This window comes from Geodermatophilus sp. SYSU D00696 (genome assembly GCF_054050235.1).
The window spans coordinates 19103-37682 of record NZ_JBJGYY010000043.1 but is presented as its reverse complement, the minus strand read 5'-3'; the positions used below and the strand labels follow the sequence as shown (position 1 = coordinate 37682).

Genomic DNA, 18580 nt, shown 5'->3' with positions numbered 1-18580 from the left:
GTGCTCTGCACACAGGTGTGTGCAGAGCACGACCGTGCCAGGAACAGGGAGCCGGTCGGGCCCTCAGTGCCGGAAGACCAGGGCGCTGCCGACCTGCGTGACGACCTCGTCCCACGCGGGGCGCAGCGCGGCGGCGTCCTCCGCGCGCAGCGGGGTGGCGGACGCCTGCTCGCCGATGGCGACCGCCCGGCCCAGCGGAGCGGAGGGCGCGAGCAGCTCGTCGACGCGGGAGAGCCCGGCGTACTCGGCGACGTCGCGGGCGCCCTCGACCGGCTGGGCCAGGATGCCGTGGTCGACCAGGCCCGCGGCCCCGCCGGCGACCTCGGTGAGGACCTCCGTGAGCTCGGTGAGGTCGTAGCGGTCCTGCTCGGCCGGCAGCGGCAGCGTGTCGGTGTCGGCGACCTCGGGCCACGAGGCGATCTCGGTGAGGTCGTGCTGCTCGTCCCCGGCGAGGAACCGGGCGAGGTCGGCGGGGGTGTCGAACAGCCAGATCTCGCCGTCGCGGCCGAGGAAGCGGGCGACGTCCTCCACGTAGCAGCGCAGCGTCACCCCGGCGCCCTCGGGGACGACCAGCTCCACCGGCAGGATCCCGACGGCCTCCCAGAACTCCGCCGCGGCCGCCACCGCCGCCGGCGTCGCGGTGATCCGGCTCCCGCCACGGATGGTGCTCACGCCCGCGGTCGCGGCCTCCGCCGGTGCGGCAGCGGTCGACCCGGCGGCCGGCCGCTCGCCGGAGCCGTCCGAGCCCCGCGCCACGGTCCGCTGCGAGCCGACGGCGGTGGCCCCGGCCGCCCGGGCGGTCCCGCCGGACTCCTCGTCGGTGGTGTCGACGGCGTCGTCGGCCGGCTCGTCGGCGTCGAGGTCGTCGTCCTCGGCCGCCGAGGGGTAGGCGTCGATCGTGGTGGTGCCGGCGCCGGTCCAGTCCAGGTGGCCCGACAGCTCCTCGAGGACGTCCTCCCACAGCTCGTCGAACGCCCCGCCGACGCCGACCCACGCGTCCTCGCCGGAGCGGCCGACGAACGCGTCCACGCCCAGGCCCAGCGAGCCGATCTCGGGCCGGGCGACGAGCTCGGCCAGCGCCGGGAACTCGGTCTCCTCGTCGAGCTCCTCGACCTCGTCGGCGGTGTCGTCCGCGTCGTCGGTGTCGCCGCCGCCGTCCAGGCACTCGGCGAGCCGGCTGACGATGTCGATCGTGGCGGCCAGCTCCTCGACCGCCCACCGGTCGGGGTTCTCGGCGGCGATGTCGTAGACGCCGTCGAGGTCGTAGCGGTGGTCGTCGTCGGGCGTCAGGTCGGCCGCGCCCAGCCCGGTCACGACCGGCCAGACGGGGTGGTCGGCGAGGTCGTGGTCGGTGGCGGTCCGGCAGAACGCCGCCAGCGCGGCCGGGGTGGGGAACAGGTGCACCGAGGCGGTGTCCCCGACGGAGGTGCCGAGGAAGGCCTGCCACTCCTCACCGTCCTCCTCCCACGGCGGCGCCCACAGCGTGTAACCGGTTCGGTCGTCGACGGTGAGCGCGATCGGGACGATGCTGGGCCTGGCCACGGAACACATCCTGCCCGCCCCGCTCCGGAGCGCGACCCCGGGGCGGGGTTCCGGTCACACGCCCTTCGGGTGCCAGACCGTCTTGGTCTCCAGGAACGGCGTCATCCGCGAGGTGCCCGGGTCGGCGGTCCAGTCCGGCTCCTCGGCCGGCGGCCGCAGCACCCGCTTGATGCTGCCCGCGGCCAGCCGCTCGAGCTCGAGGGACCGGTCGGCCGGGGCGCCGGTCAGGTCGACGGCGTCGACGTCGTCGTGCTCGGCCAGCCACGGGCCGACCTCGGCGGCGTCACCGGTGAGCAGGTTGACCACGCCGCCGGGGACGTCGCTGGTGGCCAGCACCTCGCCCAGCGTCACCGCCGGCAGCGGCCGCCGGCGGGAGGTCACCACGACGGCGGTGTTGCCGCCGGCGAGGACGGGCGCGAGCACGCTGACCAGGCCCAGCAGCGAGGACCGCTGCGGCGCCAGCACCGCGACGACGCCGGTGGGCTCGGGCAGCGAGAAGTCGAAGAACGGCCCGGCGACCGGGTTAGCGCTGCCCAGCACGGCGGCCAGCTTGTCGGTCCACCCGGCGTACCAGACCCAGCGGTCGATCGCGGCGTCGACGACGGCCCGCGCCCGCCCGGAGGACAGCCCCTCGCCGGCGGCGACCTCCTCGCAGAACTGCGCGTGCCGGCCCTCCATCACCTCGGCCACCCGGTAGAGCACCTGGCCGCGGTTGTAGGCGGTGGCCCGGGACCACTTCCCGAACGCCGCGCGAGCGGCGACGACGGCGTCGCGGGCGTCCTTGCGGGAGGCCTGCGCGGCGTTGGCCAGGAACGCCCCCCGGGCGTCGGTGACCTCGTACGTGCGGCCGGACTCCGACCTGGGGAAGGCCCCGCCGACGTAGAGCTTGTAGGTCTTGCGGACGGCCAGCCGGTCCGACATCAGTGGGAGGCCCCCTTCAGGTAGGCGGCAAGCCCGTGCCGGCCGCCCTCGCGGCCGTAGCCGGACTGCTTGTAGCCGCCGAAGGGCGACGTCGGGTCGAACTGGTTGAACGTGTTGGCCCACACCACACCGGCGCGCAGCCGGTCGGCGATGGCCAGGATCCGCGAGCCCTTCTCGGTCCAGATGCCGGCCGAGAGCCCGTAGGTGGTGTTGTTGGCCTTGGCCACCGCCTCGTCGGGGGTGCGGAAGGTGAGCACCGACAGCACCGGGCCGAACACCTCGTCGCGGGCGATGCGGTGGGCGGGGGAGACGTCGGTGAACACCGTCGGCGGGAACCAGAAGCCGCGGTCGGGCAGGTCGCAGGCGGGCTGCCAGCGCTGCGCGCCCTCGGCCTCGCCGATCTCGGACAGCTCCCGGATGCGGGCCAGTTGCTCGGCGGAGTTGATCGCGCCGATGTCGGTGTTCTTGTCCAGCGGGTCGCCCACCCGCAGCGTGCCGATCCGGCGCTGCAGCGAGGCGACCACCTCGTCGTGGACCGACTCCTGCACCAGCAGCCGGGAGCCGGCGCAGCAGACGTGCCCCTGGTTGAAGAAGATGCCGCGCACGATGCCCTCGACGGCCTGGTCGATCGGGGCGTCGTCGAAGACGATGTTGGCCGCCTTGCCGCCCAGCTCCAGCGTCAGCGCCTTGCTGGTCCCGGCGACGGCGCGGGCGATCGAGCGGCCCACCTCGGTGGACCCGGTGAACGCGACCTTGTCGACGTCGGGGTGCTCGACGACCGCGCGGCCGGTGTCGCCGGCGCCGGTGACGATGTTGACCACGCCCGGCGGCAGGTCGGCCTGGCGGCACACCTCGGCGAACAGCAGCGCCGTCAGCGGGGTGGTCTCGGCCGGCTTGAGGACGACGGTGTTGCCGGTGGCCAGCGCCGGCGCGACCTTCCACGCCAGCATCAGCAGCGGGAAGTTCCACGGGATGACCTGGCCGGCCACGCCGTGCGGGCGCGGGTCCGGGCCCAGCCCCGCGTAGGAGAGCTTGTCGGCCCAGCCGGCGTGGTAGAAGAAGTGCGCCGCGGCCAGGGGGACGTCGACGTCGCGGGACTCCCGGATCGGCTTGCCGTTGTCCAGCGACTCCAGGACGGCGAACTCGCGGGCCCGCTCCTGCAGGATCCGGGCGATGCGGAACAGGTACTTGCCCCGGTCGGCCGGGCGCATCGGGCCCCAGACCCGGGTGAACGCGCGGCGGGCGGCCCGCACCGCGCGGTCGACGTCGGCCTCGGTGCCCACCGCGATCTCGCTGAGCACCTCCTCGGTGGCCGGGTTGACCGTCTTCATCGGCTCCCCGGAGCCGTCGACGAACTCGCCGTCGACGAACAGGCCGTAGGACGGCGCGACGTCGACGATCGACCGCGACTCGGGAGCGGGGGCGTACTCGAACACGGGACGGGGTGGGGCGGGTGAGATCATGATCAGTCCACCGATACGTGGTCGGGGCCGGAGTAGTGGCCGGTGCGCAGCTTCTGCCGCTGCTGGAGCAGGTCGTTGAGGAGGCTGGAGGCGCCGAGGCGGAACCAGTCGGGGGACAGCCAGTCCGCGCCGACGGTCTCGTTGACCAGCACCAGGTGCCGGATCGCGTCCTTGGTGGTGCGGATGCCGCCGGCGGGCTTGACGCCGACCTGGCGGCCGGTGGCGGCGCGGAAGTCGCGGACCGCCTCGAGCATGACCAGGCAGACCGGCAGGGTCGCCGCGGGGGAGATCTTGCCGGTGGAGGTCTTGATGAAGTCGGCGCCGGCGAGCATCGCCAGCCATGAGGCGCGGCGGGCGTTGTCGTAGGTGACCAGCTCACCGGTCTCCAGGATCACCTTGAGGTGCGCGTCCCCGCAGGCCTCCTTCACCGCGACGATCTCGTCGAACACCTCCAGGTAGCGGCCCGAGAGGAACGCGCCCCGGTCGATGACCATGTCGATCTCGTCGGCGCCGTTGCCCACGGCGTCGCGGACGTCGGTGAGCTTGACCTCCCGGCTGGCCCGGCCGCTGGGGAAGGCGGTGGCGACGGCGGCCACGTGGATGCCGGTGCCCGCCAGGGCCTCCCGCGCGACGCCGGCGAGGTCGCCGTAGACGCAGACCGCGGCGACCGGCGGGCAGGAGAGGTCGGTGGGGTCGGGGCGGCGGGCCTTGGCGGCCAGGCTGCGCACCCTGCCCGGGGTGTCGGCGCCCTCGAGCGTGGTCAGGTCGACCATCGCGATCGCGGTGTCGATCGCCCACGCCTTGGCGGTGGTCTTGATCGAGCGGGTGCCGAGGGTGGCGGCGCGCTGCTCGGCGCCGACCTGGTCGACACCGGGCAGGCCGTGCAGGAAGGCGCGGAGGGCGGCGTCCGAGCGGGTCACGTCGTCGAACGGCTCCCCGGGCCCCGGGCCGGGCCGGGTCCCGGCCGCCAGTGTCCCGGGGTCGAGCACGTGGGTCATGCCGCCATTCTCCCTGTCCGGCCCGCCGTCCCGGGCACGCGGTCGCCCCGAGGGGGTGGGCCGCTTCCCGGCCGGGGCGGCGGAGCCGACCGATACGGTGGCGGCCGTGCAGATCACCGTCGTCGACCACCCGCTCGCCCGTGCCCGGCTCTCGCGGATGCGCGACGAGCGGACCGACAACGCCGCCTTCCGGGCGGCGCTGCGCGAGCTGACCCAGATGCTGGTCTACGAGGCCACCCGCGACCTCGAGCTGGCCGAGGAGCCGATCACCACCCCGGTCACCACGACGACGGGCTACCGGCTGGCCGCCCCGCCGCTGATCGTGCCGGTGCTGCGGGCGGGTCTGGGCATGGCCGACACCGCGCACGGGATGCTGCCGGAGTCGCAGATGGGCTTCGTCGGGCTGGCGCGCAACGAGGTGACCTTCCAGCCCGAGGCCTACATGGCCTCGCTGCCGGAGTCGCTGGTCGACCGGCACGTGTTCGTCCTCGACCCGATGCTGGCCACCGGCGGGTCGCTGGTGCACTGCTGCACGCTGCTCACCGACCGCGGCGCCACGGAGATCACGGTGCTGTGCGCGCTGGCCGCCCCGCCGGGCCTGCGCCGGCTGGAGGAGAGCGGACTGCCGCTGCGGGTGTTCACCGCCAGCATCGACGAGGGGCTCAACGAGCAGGCCTACATCGTCCCCGGCCTCGGGGACGCCGGCGACCGCCAGTTCGGCGCCGTCTGACCGTGCGCTTCGCGGTCCTGGGCACCGGTCACTGGGCCCGCACCGTCCACGCCGCGGCGATCGCGGCGCACCCCGACGCCGAGCTGGCCGGGATCTGGGGTCGCGATGCGGAGAAGGCCGCCGCCGTCGGCGCAGAGTTCGACGTCCCGGGCACCGACGACCTCGCCGCGCTGCTCGACCGGGTCGACGCGGTCGCCGTCGCCGTGCCGCCCGACGTGCAGGTGTCCCTCGCCGAGCAGGCCGCGGCGGCCGGGCGGCACCTGCTGCTGGAGAAGCCGATCGGCCTGTCGACCGCCGAGGCCGACCGGGTGGTGACGGCGGTGCGGTCGGCCGGCGTCGCCTCGGTCGTGTTCTTCACCTTCCGCTTCCAGGCCGCGACGACGACGTGGCTGGCGCAGGCCGCCCGCACCCGACTGGCCGGCGGCGCCGTCTCGTGGCTGTCCGCGCTGGCCGGCAGCCCCTTCGACTCGCCCTGGCGCCGCGAGCACGGCGCGCTGTGGGACATCGGCCCGCACGCGCTGTCGCTGCTGGTACCGGCTCTCGGCCCGGTCGTCTCGGTGCAGGCCGGCGCGGGCGCGGGGGACACCGTGCACCTGGTGCTCCAGCACGCCACGCCCGGCGTGGCCTCGACCGTGACGCTGTCGCACACCGTGGCGCCGCTGGCCACCGGGATCGAGTTCTCGCTGCACGGTGACGCCGGTCGGCTGGTGCTGCTGCCCGACACCGAGAGCCCGGTCGAGTCCCTGTCGGCGGCGGTCGACGAGCTGACCGCGGCGGCGCTGACCGGCGGCACCCACCCGTGCGACGTCGGCTTCGGGCGCGGCGTGGTCCGCGTGCTCGAGACCGCCTCCCGTGCCCTGGCCTCCGGCTGCCGGGAGTCCGTGCCGGCCTGACGTCGCAGGTCGGCCTCCAGTCGGCCACAAGGGCAGGTCAAGCGCCGGCCGCGACAGTCCCTCCCGACGACACGGAGCCCCGCAGACCGGGGCCGCACAGGGAGAGACGGACATGAGCGAGTACGCCCACCTCGGCCACACCCGGGCGCCGGAGCGCAGCACCTGGTACGTCCGCCGCGGGCGGATCGACCGCCGCACCTACTGGCTGCACTACGCGCTCCCGCTGTGGGCGGCCAGCGTCGCGGCGATCGCGGCCGACGTCGCCCTCGGGACGGCCTGGTACAGCGGGTCCTACGCCTACGACGGCTACTACTCCTACAGCGCCGAGGCCAGCTTCTCGGGCGGGCCGATCACGCTGCTGGTCTCGCTGGTGCTGTTCGTCCCCTCGATCAGCGCGGCGGTGACCCGGCTGCACGACACCGGCCGGTCGGGCTGGTTCCTGCTGTGGGGCCTGGTGCCGATCGCCGGCCCGATCGTGCTCTTCGTCGTCGTGGGCTGCCTGCCCGGCCGGCCCGGGCCCAACCAGTACGACGGCGTCGCCCGGCCTGCGGCGCGGGAGCCCCAGCTCGCCACCTGGTGAACCCTCTCGACCCGGCGGCAGTGCGCCGCCGGGTCGAGAGCGCGGTCGTGGTCGCCGACGCGTGCGGACACGCCGCCGTGGGCGACCACGACCGCACGGTCGGCGGCGGTCAGCAGCCGAGGGCGTCGGCCAGCTCCTCGAACGAGGCGACCGACAGGTCGGCGCCGGGGTCGGTCGTGGCGGGCACGGGGTCGCCACCGAACTCCGCGGGCCGGTGCACGTACGCCGTCCGCAGCCCCCGGGCGCACGCGGCGGCCAGGTCGTCGGCGTGCGCGGCCACCATGCACACCCGCGACGGCGGCAGCGCCAGCAGCCGCGGCGCGGAGTCGTACACCTCCGGGTCGGGCTTGTAGCGGCCGACGACCTCGGCGCCGAGCACCAGGTCCCAGGGCAGTCCGCCCCGCCGCGCCAGGTCGACGAGCAGCCGCACCCCGCCGTTGGACAGCGGCGCGAGCACGAACCGCCGCCGCAGCCGGGTCAGCCCCGGCACCGCGTCGGGCCACGGGTCGAGCCGGTGCCAGGCCAGCACCAGCTCGTCGGCGACGTCGTCGGGCACGCCGTCGACCCCGACCGCCGCCAGCGCCGCGGGCAGCGACTCGCGGTGCAGCTCGTCGAGCGGGGCGAAGGGCCGCTCCCCGCCGCGCACCCGCTGCAGCGACGGCTGGTAGCGCGCCCGCCAGGCGTCGGCGAGGGCAGGCGCGTCGACCGACGGCCCGAGCAGCCGCGCCGCCTCGCGGGCCACGCCGGCGCGCCAGTCGACGACCGTGCCGAACACGTCGAAGACCAGCGCGCCGACGTCCACCGCTACAGCCCCAGCGCGTGCGCCATCTCGCCGCGCAGCTGGTCGAGCTCGTCCTCGCCCCGGCCGCGCGCGGCGATCACCCCGGCGTCCTCGTGCACCGGGACGACGGTCTCCAGGTAGGCCTTGAGCTTCGGCTCGGTGCCGCTGGGCCGCACGACCACCCGGACACCGTCGCCGAGCAGCCGGACGGCGTCGACCGGCGGGTCCTCGTCCAGCAGGTCGGCCGCGGTGACCTCGCGGCCGAGCAGCCGGCGCGGCGGGTCGGCGCGCAGCCGGGTCATCGCACCGGAGATCAGCGAGAGGTCCTCGACCCGCACCGAGAGCTGGCCGGTGGCGAACAGCCCGTGCTCGACCGCCAGCTCGTCGAGCCGGTCGACCAGCGTGCGCCCGCTCGCCTTGAGCTCCGCGGTCAGCAGCGCGACCGCGAGCGCGGCGGAGATGCCGTCCTTGTCGCGGGCGACGTCGGGGGTGACCGCGTAGCCCAGCGCCTCCTCGTAGCCGAACACCAGCGGGTCGCGGTCGGTGCCGGCGCGGATGATCCACTTGAACCCGGTCGGCGTCTCGGCGAACCGGACCCCGTGCGCCTGCGCCAGCGCGTGCAGCAGCGAGCCGCTGACCAGCGAGGCCGCGTAGGTGCCGCGCACGCCGCGGCGCAGCAGCCAGTCGGCCAGCAGCGCGCCGACCTCGTCGCCGGTGAGCTGCCGGCCCTCGCAGACCACCGAGCAGCGGTCGGCGTCGGGGTCCTCGGCGATGGCGACGTCGGCGCCGGTGCGGGCGGCCAGCGCGAGCAGCAGGTCGACCGCGCCGGGCTCCTCCGGGTTGGGGAAGGTGACCGTCGGGAACGCCGGGTCGGGGCCGTCCTGCTCGGGCACGCTCTCCGGCGGGGCGAACCCGGCCGCGGTGAACACCGCCCGGGTCGTCGCCGCGCCCACGCCGTGCATGGCGGTGTAGGCCACGGTGACCGCCGCGCGGTCGGCGGCCGGCACCCGGTCGGGCTCGAGCGCCGCGACGACGGCGGCCACGTAGCCGGTCTCGACGTCGTCACCGAGGGTCACCCACTCGTCGGACTGCGGCACCTCGCACGCCGGGCCGACGGCGGCGATCGCGGCCTCGATCTCCCGGTCGGCCGGCGGCACCAGCTGGGCGCCGTCGGCGAGGTAGACCTTGTACCCGTTGTCCTGCGGCGGGTTGTGGCTGGCGGTCACCATCACGCCGGCCACGCAGCCCAGCGACCGCACCGCGGAGGACAGCACCGGCGTGGGCAGCGGCCGCGGCAGCACCCGGACCTCGAACCCGGCGGCGGCCAGCACCGCGGCGGTGATCCGGGCGAACTCGTCGGAGCGGTACCGGGCGTCGAAGCCGACCACCACCCCGCCCCGGCCGGAACCGGCGTCGGTCAGCCACGCGCCGAGCCCGGCGGCCGCCCGGGTGACGACGGCGGCGTTCATCCCGGCCGGCCCGGCCCGCAGCGGGCCGCGCAGTCCGGCGGTGCCGAAGGTCAGCGGCCCGGCGAAGCGGCGCTCGAGCTCGGCGGTGTCCCCGGCCGCGACCAGGGCCTCGATCTCGGCGCGGTCGCCGGGGTGGGGGTCGGCGGCGGCCCAGGCACGGGCGTCGTCGAGCAGGCGGTCGAGCATGCCGTCGGACACGGTCACGGCAGCCGGCCGGTGAACTCGACGAGCGTCTTCCCCAGCCGTCCCGCCGCCGCCCTGCCCGCGGCGAGCACCTCCTGGTGGTCGAGTTTCTCGCCGGTGACGCCGGCGGCCGCGTTGGTGACCATCGACAGGCCCAGCACCTCCATGCCGGCGGCGCGGGCGGCGATCGCCTCGAGCGCGGTAGACATGCCGACGAGGTCGGCACCCAGCGTGCGCAGCATCCGGATCTCCGCCGGCGTCTCGTAGTGCGGGCCGGGCAGCGCGGCGTAGACGCCCTCGGTCAGCTCCCGGTCGAGCTCGCGGGCCAGGGACCGCAGCCGGGCGGAGTAGAGGTCGGTGAGGTCGACGAAGGTCGCGCCGACCAGCGGGGAGCGGGCGGTGAGGTTGAGGTGGTCGCTGATGAGCACGGCCTGCCCGACCCGGTGCTGCGGGTCGAGGCCGCCCGCGGCGTTGGTGAGGACGACGGTGCGCACCCCGGCGGCAGCGGCGGTGCGCACACCGTGCACGACCGGGTCGACGCCGCGGCCCTCGTAGAGGTGGGTGCGGCCGAGGAAGAGCAGCGCCTTCCGGTCCCCGGCGCGCACCGAGCGCACCTCGCCGCCGTGGCCGACCGCCGTCGGGGCGGCGAAGCCGGGCAGGTCGCCGATGCGGACCGAGCGGAGCGGCTCGCCGAAGGCGTCGGCCGCGGGCGCCCACCCCGAGCCCATGACGACGGCGACGTCGTGGTCGCCGCCGACGGCGTCGGTGAGGGCGGTCGCGGCGGTCGCGGCCAGGGCCGCGGGATCGGGTGCGGGGAGGCTGTCGCTCACCCGGCGACGCTAACCCAGCCCGCAGGGGACGTCGCACGCTCCGGCCGGGCAGCGCGGCCACCGGGAGCCGAGCCGGTCACCGGCGGCACGACCGGCGTTCGCCCGGCGGTCACCCGCCCGTCACCGCCGGCCGCGAGGGTCGGCGCGACCCGACCCCGGACCCCGAGGACCCTCCGTGACGCGCTCGTCCCTCCGCCTCCTCCGCCGCGCCGTCCCCGCGGCGGTGCTCGCCCTCGCCGCCGGCACCACCGTCGCCGCCACGCCGGCCGCCGCCGCGCCCGGCCGCGCCGTGCCGTCGTTCGCCGAGCTGGCCACGTTCGACGTCGCCGGCGAGGTCGCCGAGATCCTCGCCGTCACCCCTGACGGCCGCACCGTGCTCTACACCGACTCGGCGGCCGGCGAGGTCGGCGTGGTCGACCTGAGCCGGCCCGAGCAGCCGCGGCAGGCCGGTGCCGTCGACGTCGGCGGGGAGCCGACGTCGGTCACCGTCACCCGGGACGGCCGGTACGCCCTCGCCGTCGTCGACCGCACCGACGACCTCACCGGACCGTCGGGCCGGCTGGTGGTCGTCGACCTCCGGTCCCTCGCGGTCGTCGAGGAGGTGGACCTCGGCGGGCAGCCGGACTCGATCGCGCTGAGCCCCGACGGCCGGTTCGCCGCGATCGCGATCGAGAACCAGCGCGACGAGGAGCTGGTCGTGGACGGCGTCGAGGGTGGGCTGCCCCAGGCGCCGGGCGGGTTCCTCGCCGTCGTCGAGCTGCAGGGACCGCCCGCCGACTGGACGGTCGACCGGGTCGAGCTGGCCGGCCTGCCCGGCCTCGCGTTCCCCGGGGACCCCGAGCCCGAGTACGTCGACGTGGACCGGCGGAACGTCGCCGCGGTGACCCTGCAGGAGAACAACGCCGTCGCGCTGGTCGACCTGCGCAGCCGCACGGTGGTCGGCTCGTTCACCGCCGGCCGCGTCACCCGGACCGGCGCCGACGTCGAGGACGACGGCGCGGTCGCCTTCGACGACGAGCTCTCCGCGCCCCGCGAGCCCGACGCCGTCCAGTGGACCCCGGACGGGAACCTGCTCACCGCCGACGAGGGCGACCTCGCCGCAGAGCCCAGCGGCGGCCGGGGCTGGACGGTCTTCTCGACCGCCGGCGAGGTGCTGTTCTCCTCCGGCGGCTCGGCCGAGCAGGCGCTGGCCGACGCCGGTCTGTACCCCGACGGCCGCAGTGACGACAAGGGCGCGGAGTTCGAGGGCGCCGAGGTGGCCCGCGTGCGCGGCACCACCCACGCGTTCGTCGGCTCCGAGCGCGGCGACGCCGTCCTGGTGTACGACCTCCGCGACGAGCGGCGGCCGGTGCTGCTGCAGGTGCTGCCCACCGGGGACGCCCCGGAGGGGCTGCTCGCCGTCCCGGGCCGGGGGCTGTTCCTGGCCAGCAACGAGGACGACGGCACGATCTCGGTGTTCGGCCTGACCCGCTGACCCACCCGTCCCAGCCGTCCCCGGCCGCGTGTCGGCCGGGGACGGCGCGGCGCCGGGCCCCGACCATGGGCCGGTGCAGCGAACGGTCATCGACGGCGTCCCGGTGTTCACCGCGGGCGGGCGGGAGCGCACCACCGCGGCGCTGGTCTTCGGCGTCGGCCTGCGCGACGAGACGTTCGCGACGATCGAGGTCACCCACCTCGTCGAGCACCTGGCGATGGCCGCGCTGCCGCGCACGCACCTGCGCTGCAACGCCGTCACCGACGTCGACAGCACCGCGTTCTTCGCCACCGGGCGGCCCGAGGCGGTGCGCGCCTTCCTCGAGGGGGTCTGCCGAGTGCTGGCCGACCTGCCCACCGAGCGGATGGCCGCCGAGGCCGGGGTGCTGCAGGCCGAGGGCTGCGGCTCGGCGTCCTCCACGGTCAGCGCGCTGTGGGCGGCCCGCTACGGCCTCACCGGCCCGGGGCTGACGGTGTCGGCCGGGCCGGGTCCGGAACACCTGACCGAGGAGACCGTGCGTGCGCACGCGGCCCGCTGGTTCGTCCGCGGCAACGCCGCGCTGTGGTGCCACGGTGCGCTCCCCGACGGGCTGCGCCTGCCGCTGCCGGCCGGGCCGCGCCCGGTGCGCCGGCTGCCGGTGCCGCGCCCGCAGGACGGGCCGGTGTGGACCCGCACCGACGTCCCAGGCGTCGGCCTGCTGCTGGCCACCGACCGGCCGGCCGACGCCGCGCTCGCCGTCGGGGTGCAGGTGGCCGGCGAGCGGCTGCGCGACCGGGCCCGGCACGACCGCGGGCTGTCCTACGCCGTCGACTCCCTCGCCCTCGACCTCGCCGCCGACCGGAGGGAGGTGGCGCTGGTCGTCGACGCCCGCTCCGGCCGCGACGCCGAGGTCGCCGACCTGGTGTGGCGCACCTTCGGCGAGCTGTGCGCCGCCGGCCCGACGCCGCAGGAGGTGGCGCACGCGGTCGCGGGCCTGGAGGCCGAGCTCGACGAGGAGGACGCCGTCGGCGCCGAGCTCGCCGACGCCGCCTACTGCGCGGCGACCGGGCTGCCCTTCCGCCCGCCGGCGGAGGCGCTGGCGGCCTGGCGTGCGGTGACCCCCGCCGACGTCACCGCCGCGCTGCGCCGCGCCGAGCCGACCGCCGTCCTCGCCGTGCCCGACACCGTCCCCTGGGACGGACCGGCCGGCGTGGTCCGCCGGCCGCTGTGCGGCACCCTCCCGGCGCTGCCCGAGGGCACCCTGTTCCGCCCGCCGCTGCACCGGCGCCTGTTCGACCCCGCCGCCCGGGTGGCGCTGGTCGTCTCCGGCGAGGGTCTGGCCCACCGCGACGCCGACGGCGACGTGCACGGCCTGCCGTGGTCCCGGGTCGAGGCGCTGGTGCCGACCGACGACGGCCGGGGCGTGACCGTGGTCAGCCGCGACCTGTGCTGCGTGCGGGTGCACCCGGACCTCTACGGCCGCCGCGCGCTGGCCGCCGTGCTGGAGCGGGCACCGGCCGCCGCACTGCTCGGCCGGCCCGCCACCGAGGCGCCCGAGCTCGCCACCGTCTGACCGGCCGCCCCACCGCCCGCCGCCCGAGGACGGTGGGGCGGGGCTCCGGACGAGCCCCGGCCCCGCCGTCCGGGGACGGCGGGGCCGGGGCCGGGCGTCAGCACTCGGACAGCGGCACCAGGACGGCGACGAGCGGGACGGCCCCGAACGGCCGGTCAGCGGGGAGGGCGGTCGGCTCCCCGGTCAGCTCGGACCGGGACACGAGGCGCTCGCACCGAGTGGTGTCGGGGTTCCCCTCGAAGGGGACGGCACCGGCGGGACCGGCGGCGGTGAGCACCCCGCCGGTGACGAGCGGGGTGAGGACGGCGAGGGCGGCGAGGCGGCGTCGGGGGACGGCGCGGGCCAGGGCGCGGCTGCGGATCGGGCGGCGGGTGAACATGTCCGGTTCCTCCGGGGACCACGGTGCCGGGCTGGTCCCGGCGACGCGGCGAGCGCAGCGCCGCCCGCCTGCGGACCGGGTGCGGAACGGCTGCGGTCCGGCTGCAGCGACCCGTGCGATCCGCGCGGGCGCGGCTGTCCACGTGCGTCCGGCGGCGCTAGCTTCTGCGCCATGCGCATCGCGGTCCTCGGACCGCTGGAGGTCCGCAGCGACACCGGCGGCCCGGTGACGGTGCCGGGCGCCAAGGAACGGTTGCTCCTGGCGCTGCTCGCGGCGGAGGCACCGGGTGCTGTCAGCGTCGACCGGCTCGTCGAGCACCTCTGGGACGGCGACCGCCCGCCGAGCGCCCGCAAGTCGTTGCAGGTCCACCTCGTGCGGCTGCGCCGCGCCCTGGAACCGCAGCGGCCGCGCGGGTCGCCCGGGCGCTACGTGGTGCGCCGAGGCGCCGGCTACTCCCTGGCCGTGACCGCCGACGAACTCGACGCGCTGGGCGTCGGCGAGCTGGTGTCCCGGGGCCGGGCGCGGCTGGTCACCGGCGACGCCGCGGGGGCGGAGGAGGTGCTGACCGCCGCCCTCGGTCTGTGGCGGGGCGAGCCCTTCGAGGACTGGCCGGACGCGGGGTTCGCCGCGGCCGAACGGCGGCGGCTGGCCGAACTGCGGGCCGGTGCCCGCACCGCACTGCTCGAGGTGCGGCTGGCGCTGGGGGGGCAGGCCGAGGTCGTCGGCGACCTGGAGGCCCTCGTCACGGAGGACCCGCTGCGCGAGGACTGGTGGCGTCTCCTCGTGCTCGCGCTCTACCGCTCGGGACGGCAGGGCGATGCGCTGGCCGCGCTGCAGCGCGCCCGGCGGGTACTGGCGGAGGAGCTCGGCGCCGACCCGGGGCCGCAGCTGCGCGCTCTCGAGGCGGCCGTCCTCGCCCAGGACCCGGCTCTCGACGCCTCTGACGCCCTCGCACCGGTGGACGGACGCTCGCCCGTGCGGCCGCCGCGACCGGCGGCGGCGACGTGCCCCTTCAAGGGGCTGGCCCCCTACCAGGCCGTCGACGCGGACCTCTTCCACGGCCGCGACCGGACGGTGACCACACTGGTGGCGCGGCTGGTCGACACACCTCTGGTGGTCGTGTCGGGCTCGAGCGGCGTCGGGAAGTCGTCGCTCGTCCGGGCCGGCCTGCTGCCCGGCCTGGCCAGGGGGGCCCTGCCGGGGAGCGCGGCCTGGACCCCCGTCGTGCTCACCCCCGGGAGCTCCCCGGTGGACGCCCTGGCCGCACTGCCCGGCGACGCCCGCCCGGATGCGCCGGTGGTACTGGTCTGCGACCAGCTGGAGGAGCTCTGGGCGCCCGGCGTCCACCCGGGGGAGCGGGCCGCCTTCCTCGACACCGTGCTGGGGCTGATCGACGACGGGGTCGTCGTCCGGTGCGTGGCCGCGGTCCGCGGTGACCACGTCGGGCGGCTCGCCGAGCACGCCGCCTTCGCCGACCGCATCGGCGCCGCGCTGGTCCTCGTCCCCCCGCTCACCGAGGCGGAGCTGCGCGACGTCGTCCGCGAGCCCGCCGCCGCGGTCGGCCTGACCGTCGAGGAGGAGCTCGTCGACGCGGTCGTCGTCGACGTCCTCGGCCGGCCGGGCGCCCTGCCGCTGCTGTCGACCGCCCTGGTCGGCACCTGGGAGCGCCGCCGGGGGGATCGGCTCACCCTCGCCGGCTACCTGGAGGCGGGCGGGGTCACGGCGTCCCTGATCCGGTCGGCCGAGGAGGCATGGGCGGCGCTCGACGAGGAGGAGCAGCAGGTCGCCCGGCGGCTGCTGGTCCGGCTGGCCGACACCGACGAGGGCGGAGCGCTCGTCCGCCGACCGGTTCCGCTGGCGGAACTCGACCTGGACGGCGACACCGGTGCCGCTCGCCGCAGGGTGATCGACGCCTTCGTGGCGCGGCGGCTGCTGTCGCTCGACGGCGAGCGCCTCGACGTCGTGCACGAGGCGCTGCTGACCGGGTGGCCCCGCCTGGCCCGGTGGCTGGACGACGACGCCGCGGGTCGCGCCGTCCGCGGGCACCTGACGCCCGCCGCCCAGGAGTGGCAGCGCCGCGGCCGCCCCGATGACGAGCTGTACCGCGGCGCCCGGTTGGGTGCGGCCCTCGACTGGGCCGGGACGGGGGACGAGCTGACCGCTGGGGAACGTGAGTTCCTGGAGGCGTCGAAGGCGCGGGCGGATGCGGAGCTGCGGGCCGCGCAGCAGCGTGCCGTGACCGAAGCCCGTGGCCGACGGCGGCTGCGGTGGCTGGCCGTTGGGCTGGCGGGCGTGCTCGTCGTCGCGCTCGTGACGGCCGTGCTGGCCGTGCGCTCCGAGCAGGCGGCCGACCGCGCGACGGCGGTGGCCGAGGAGACCTCCGTCGTCGCCGACGCGAACCGCCTCGCAGCGCTGTCCGGCACCGCGGAGTCGCTGGACCTGACCTACCTGCTGGCGGTCCAGGGGTTCCGGCTGCGGGACACGCCGGAGACGCGGGGCACCCTGCTGGGCACGCTCGTCGAGCGCCGACGGGTGGTCCGCGCGGAGAACCTCAACGGCGGCGGGCCGCTCGGCTCCCTGGCCGACGGCGGCCAGACCATCTTCATCGGTCACGAGATCATCGGCGGTCAGATCTACAGCTGGTCGGTCGACTCGCCGGACCCGCCGCGCCTCATCGCGGACGTGGAGGAGGGCTGGGAGGGCTGGCGCGCCACCGCCGCATCGCCGACTGACCCGCTGCTGCTGACCGCCGGTACCGGCGAGTCGGGGCCGTGGGTGCGCGCGGTCGACGCCGACGGAGGCGTCCGCGAGATACTCAGCGGCTCGGAGGTGGGCGGGGAGCCGATCGGCGCGGTGGTGCTGCCCGACGGCCTCCGTGCTCGGCTGCTCGTCGCCGGGGCCGGCGACGGGCCGCGGACGACGTGGCGGCTGGTCGAGGTCGACCTCGTCGACGGGGGCCGGCGGGAGACGGGCGTACAGGGAGTCGCGCCCGGCGCGCTGCCCGACGTGGCGGCGCTCATGGCGGCCGACGGCAGCACCGCCGTGCTGGTCGACCCGCCGAGCCGGACGGCCGTCTTCGTCGAGCTGGACACCGGTCGGCAGGCCCGACTCGAGGCCCCGACGGACGATCCGGCGATCTACTTCGAGGTCCGCGCACTCCCCACGGGGGCGGCCCTCCTCGGCAGCGACGGCGGCGTGCGGCTGTACGACGGGAACGGCCGGATCCGGCAGCAGTTCGACGCGGCGCCCGGCCAGATGAACGACCTGGACGTGGCCCCGGATGGCACGTGGGGCGTCACGACCGGCGCGGAGGGGTCGGTGGTGCTGTGGGACATCGATGCCGCGACGGGGCGGTGGTCGGAGAAGGAGGCACTGACCGGTGCCGGCGGCATCGTGGGGACGGCGATGATCGATCCGTCGGGCGACCGGATGTACACCCTCTCGAGCGACGGCATGCTGACGGTCTGGGACGTGTCGCCCACCGGTGGCTTCGGCGTACCCCGCCCGGGGCTGGACGACCGGTGGATCACCGATGAGCCGGCCGTCGTGCAGCCGGGAGAACTCGTCGTCCTCCCGACCCGCCCGTTCGGGAGCGCCGTCCGGGGTGACTGGCCGTACTCCGGCCCCGGCACCGCCGAGGTCGTCGCGACGTTCATCGACCCACGGACCGGGGAGGTCGTCGACGAGGTCCCGGTCGGGAACACACTGGAGGACGCGTGGTCCGGAGCGTCCGTCGCGGTCAGCCCCGACCGCAGCCTGATCGCGGTCAGTTCCGGCCTGGCCGTCACCGTCCTCGACGCACGATCCCGCGACTCCGTCACGACGTTCGAGGTGCCCCCAGCCGGCTATCCCGGTCCCGACGGCCGGCCGCTCCCGGTGGGAGTGGTGGGCGCCGTGGCGTGGGCGGCTGACGGCTCGCGGCTCTTCGTCGGGGTACAGAGCGGTGACCCGGTCGTGTCGGCCGCGGGTGGAGCCGTGCTCGCCGTCGACACCCGGAGCTGGGAGATCTCCGACGAGGCGGCGACGGACGTCGTACCAGAGGCGCTCGAGGTCAGCCCGGACGGCCGCAGCCTGGCCGTGGGCGGCGGGTGGGGCACCGTGCTGGAGATCCGGGACACGGCAACGCTGCAGGTGCAGTCCGCCGTCGGCGTCGAGAACCCGATCCGGGCCCGGGACTTCGCCTGGTCGCCGGACGGCGGGTCGCTCCTCGTCGCCAGTGAGGGCGGGGATCTCAACGTGGTGGACACCACCACGTGGGAGGCCCAGGCCACGACACTCGACGCGTTCGGACCGCCGATGCAGGTGGAGCTGCTGCCCGACGGTCGCACCGCCGTGATCGCCGCCTGGACGTTCACGGTGTTCGACCTCGAACGTGGGGTCGTCCGGAACGAACTGCCGGCGGGGGCCGGGAACCTGCAGGCGTCGACCTTCATGGTGCCCGATCCGATCGACGAGCTGGTCGTCCTCAGCGACAACGAGTGGGCCATGCGCTACCCGATGACTCCGTCGGCCTGGGTGCGCGCCGCGTGCGCGATCGTGGACCGTGACCTCACCCGCGCCGAGTGGGAGCGGTACCTGCCGGGGCGTCCCTACACACCCACCTGCACCGACGGCGGCTGAAGCCGGCCGTGCCGCTGCGCCGGACCGCGGAGGCCGTACCCGCCGGCTGGACCGGCTGTCCTCACGTACCGGCGCCGACCGGGTACAGCGGGACGGCGGCGCGCGCGGGGCCCACCGGCGGTGCCGCGGACCCGCCGCCGGGCGGGGGCGGTTCCTACCGTTTCC

14 protein-coding genes are annotated in these 18580 nt (G+C 76.3%); 6 read left to right on the top strand and 8 right to left on the bottom strand.

Translation table 11 applies throughout. From position 1 onward, the window contains the following. Positions 1-63: 63 nt before the first annotated feature. Genes ACI79O_RS20860 through deoC form a run of 4 tightly spaced genes read right to left on the bottom strand, consistent with a single transcriptional unit; the run spans position 64 to position 4924 of the window. Positions 64-1542 carry a hypothetical protein gene (locus ACI79O_RS20860; RefSeq protein WP_456915091.1) on the bottom strand — a complete coding sequence of 493 codons (1479 nt, stop codon included), beginning with the start codon at positions 1540-1542 and terminating at the stop codon, positions 64-66. Between the two features lie 54 nt (positions 1543-1596). Further along, positions 1597-2463: an aldehyde dehydrogenase family protein gene (locus tag ACI79O_RS20855; RefSeq protein WP_456891108.1), complete on the bottom strand. Its 867-nt coding sequence runs from the start codon at positions 2461-2463 to the stop codon at positions 1597-1599. After that, positions 2463-3926 carry an aldehyde dehydrogenase family protein gene (locus tag ACI79O_RS20850; protein WP_456915090.1) on the bottom strand — a complete coding sequence of 488 codons (1464 nt, stop codon included), beginning with the start codon at positions 3924-3926 and terminating at the stop codon, positions 2463-2465. The genes ACI79O_RS20855 and ACI79O_RS20850 overlap by 1 nt, the downstream gene beginning before the upstream one ends. Positions 3927-3928: 2 nt before the next feature. Beyond that, positions 3929-4924, bottom strand: a complete 996-nt coding sequence (gene deoC / locus ACI79O_RS20845; RefSeq protein ID WP_456891112.1) for a deoxyribose-phosphate aldolase — start codon at positions 4922-4924, stop codon at positions 3929-3931. 106 nt (positions 4925-5030) lie between these two features. On the opposite strand from deoC, the gene upp reads away from it, so the two are divergent. From upp to ACI79O_RS20830, 3 genes are all read left to right on the top strand, one after another. Then, on the top strand, positions 5031-5654 hold the full coding sequence (gene upp / locus ACI79O_RS20840) for a uracil phosphoribosyltransferase (protein ID WP_456891114.1): 624 nt from the start codon (positions 5031-5033) through the stop codon (positions 5652-5654). 2 nt (positions 5655-5656) lie between these two features. After that, positions 5657-6547 (top strand): Gfo/Idh/MocA family protein, encoded by an 891-nt coding sequence (locus ACI79O_RS20835; protein ID WP_456915089.1) that lies wholly within the window; start codon positions 5657-5659, stop codon positions 6545-6547. A gap of 112 nt (positions 6548-6659) precedes the next feature. Next, positions 6660-7127, top strand: a complete 468-nt coding sequence (locus ACI79O_RS20830) for a DUF805 domain-containing protein (protein WP_456891117.1) — start codon at positions 6660-6662, stop codon at positions 7125-7127. Positions 7128-7236: 109 nt separating this feature from the next. On the opposite strand, the gene ACI79O_RS20825 is transcribed toward ACI79O_RS20830, so the two are convergent. Genes ACI79O_RS20825 through ACI79O_RS20815 form a run of 3 tightly spaced genes read right to left on the bottom strand, consistent with a single transcriptional unit; the run spans position 7237 to position 10390 of the window. Then, on the bottom strand, positions 7237-7929 hold the full coding sequence (locus tag ACI79O_RS20825) for a haloacid dehalogenase type II (RefSeq protein WP_456915088.1): 693 nt from the start codon (positions 7927-7929) through the stop codon (positions 7237-7239). Positions 7930-7931: 2 nt separating this feature from the next. Further along, positions 7932-9581 carry a phospho-sugar mutase gene (locus ACI79O_RS20820; RefSeq protein WP_456915087.1) on the bottom strand — a complete coding sequence of 550 codons (1650 nt, stop codon included), beginning with the start codon at positions 9579-9581 and terminating at the stop codon, positions 7932-7934. After that, entirely contained in the window at positions 9578-10390 is an 813-nt protein-coding gene (locus ACI79O_RS20815; protein ID WP_456891123.1) for a purine-nucleoside phosphorylase, read from the bottom strand. The genes ACI79O_RS20820 and ACI79O_RS20815 overlap by 4 nt, the downstream gene beginning before the upstream one ends. A 175-nt stretch (positions 10391-10565) precedes the next feature. Between ACI79O_RS20815 and ACI79O_RS20810 the strand changes: the two genes are divergently transcribed. Together ACI79O_RS20810 and ACI79O_RS20805 are read left to right on the top strand one after the other, a co-directional pair. Continuing rightward, entirely contained in the window at positions 10566-11864 is a 1299-nt protein-coding gene (locus ACI79O_RS20810; RefSeq protein WP_456915086.1) for a hypothetical protein, read from the top strand. Positions 11865-11937: 73 nt separating this feature from the next. Beyond that, positions 11938-13416: a hypothetical protein gene (locus ACI79O_RS20805; protein WP_456915085.1), complete on the top strand. Its 1479-nt coding sequence runs from the start codon at positions 11938-11940 to the stop codon at positions 13414-13416. Between the two features lie 97 nt (positions 13417-13513). Here ACI79O_RS20805 and ACI79O_RS20800 read toward each other — a convergent pair whose 3' ends face one another. Then, positions 13514-13795, bottom strand: a complete 282-nt coding sequence (locus ACI79O_RS20800; protein WP_456891129.1) for a hypothetical protein — start codon at positions 13793-13795, stop codon at positions 13514-13516. Between the two features lie 171 nt (positions 13796-13966). Here ACI79O_RS20800 and ACI79O_RS20795 point away from each other — a divergent pair, with 171 nt between their 5' ends. Beyond that, the gene (locus tag ACI79O_RS20795) at positions 13967-18415 is read left to right on the top strand and encodes an nSTAND1 domain-containing NTPase (protein ID WP_456915084.1); all 4449 of its coding nucleotides are present in this window, start codon (positions 13967-13969) and stop codon (positions 18413-18415) included. Positions 18416-18580 lie beyond the last annotated feature (165 nt).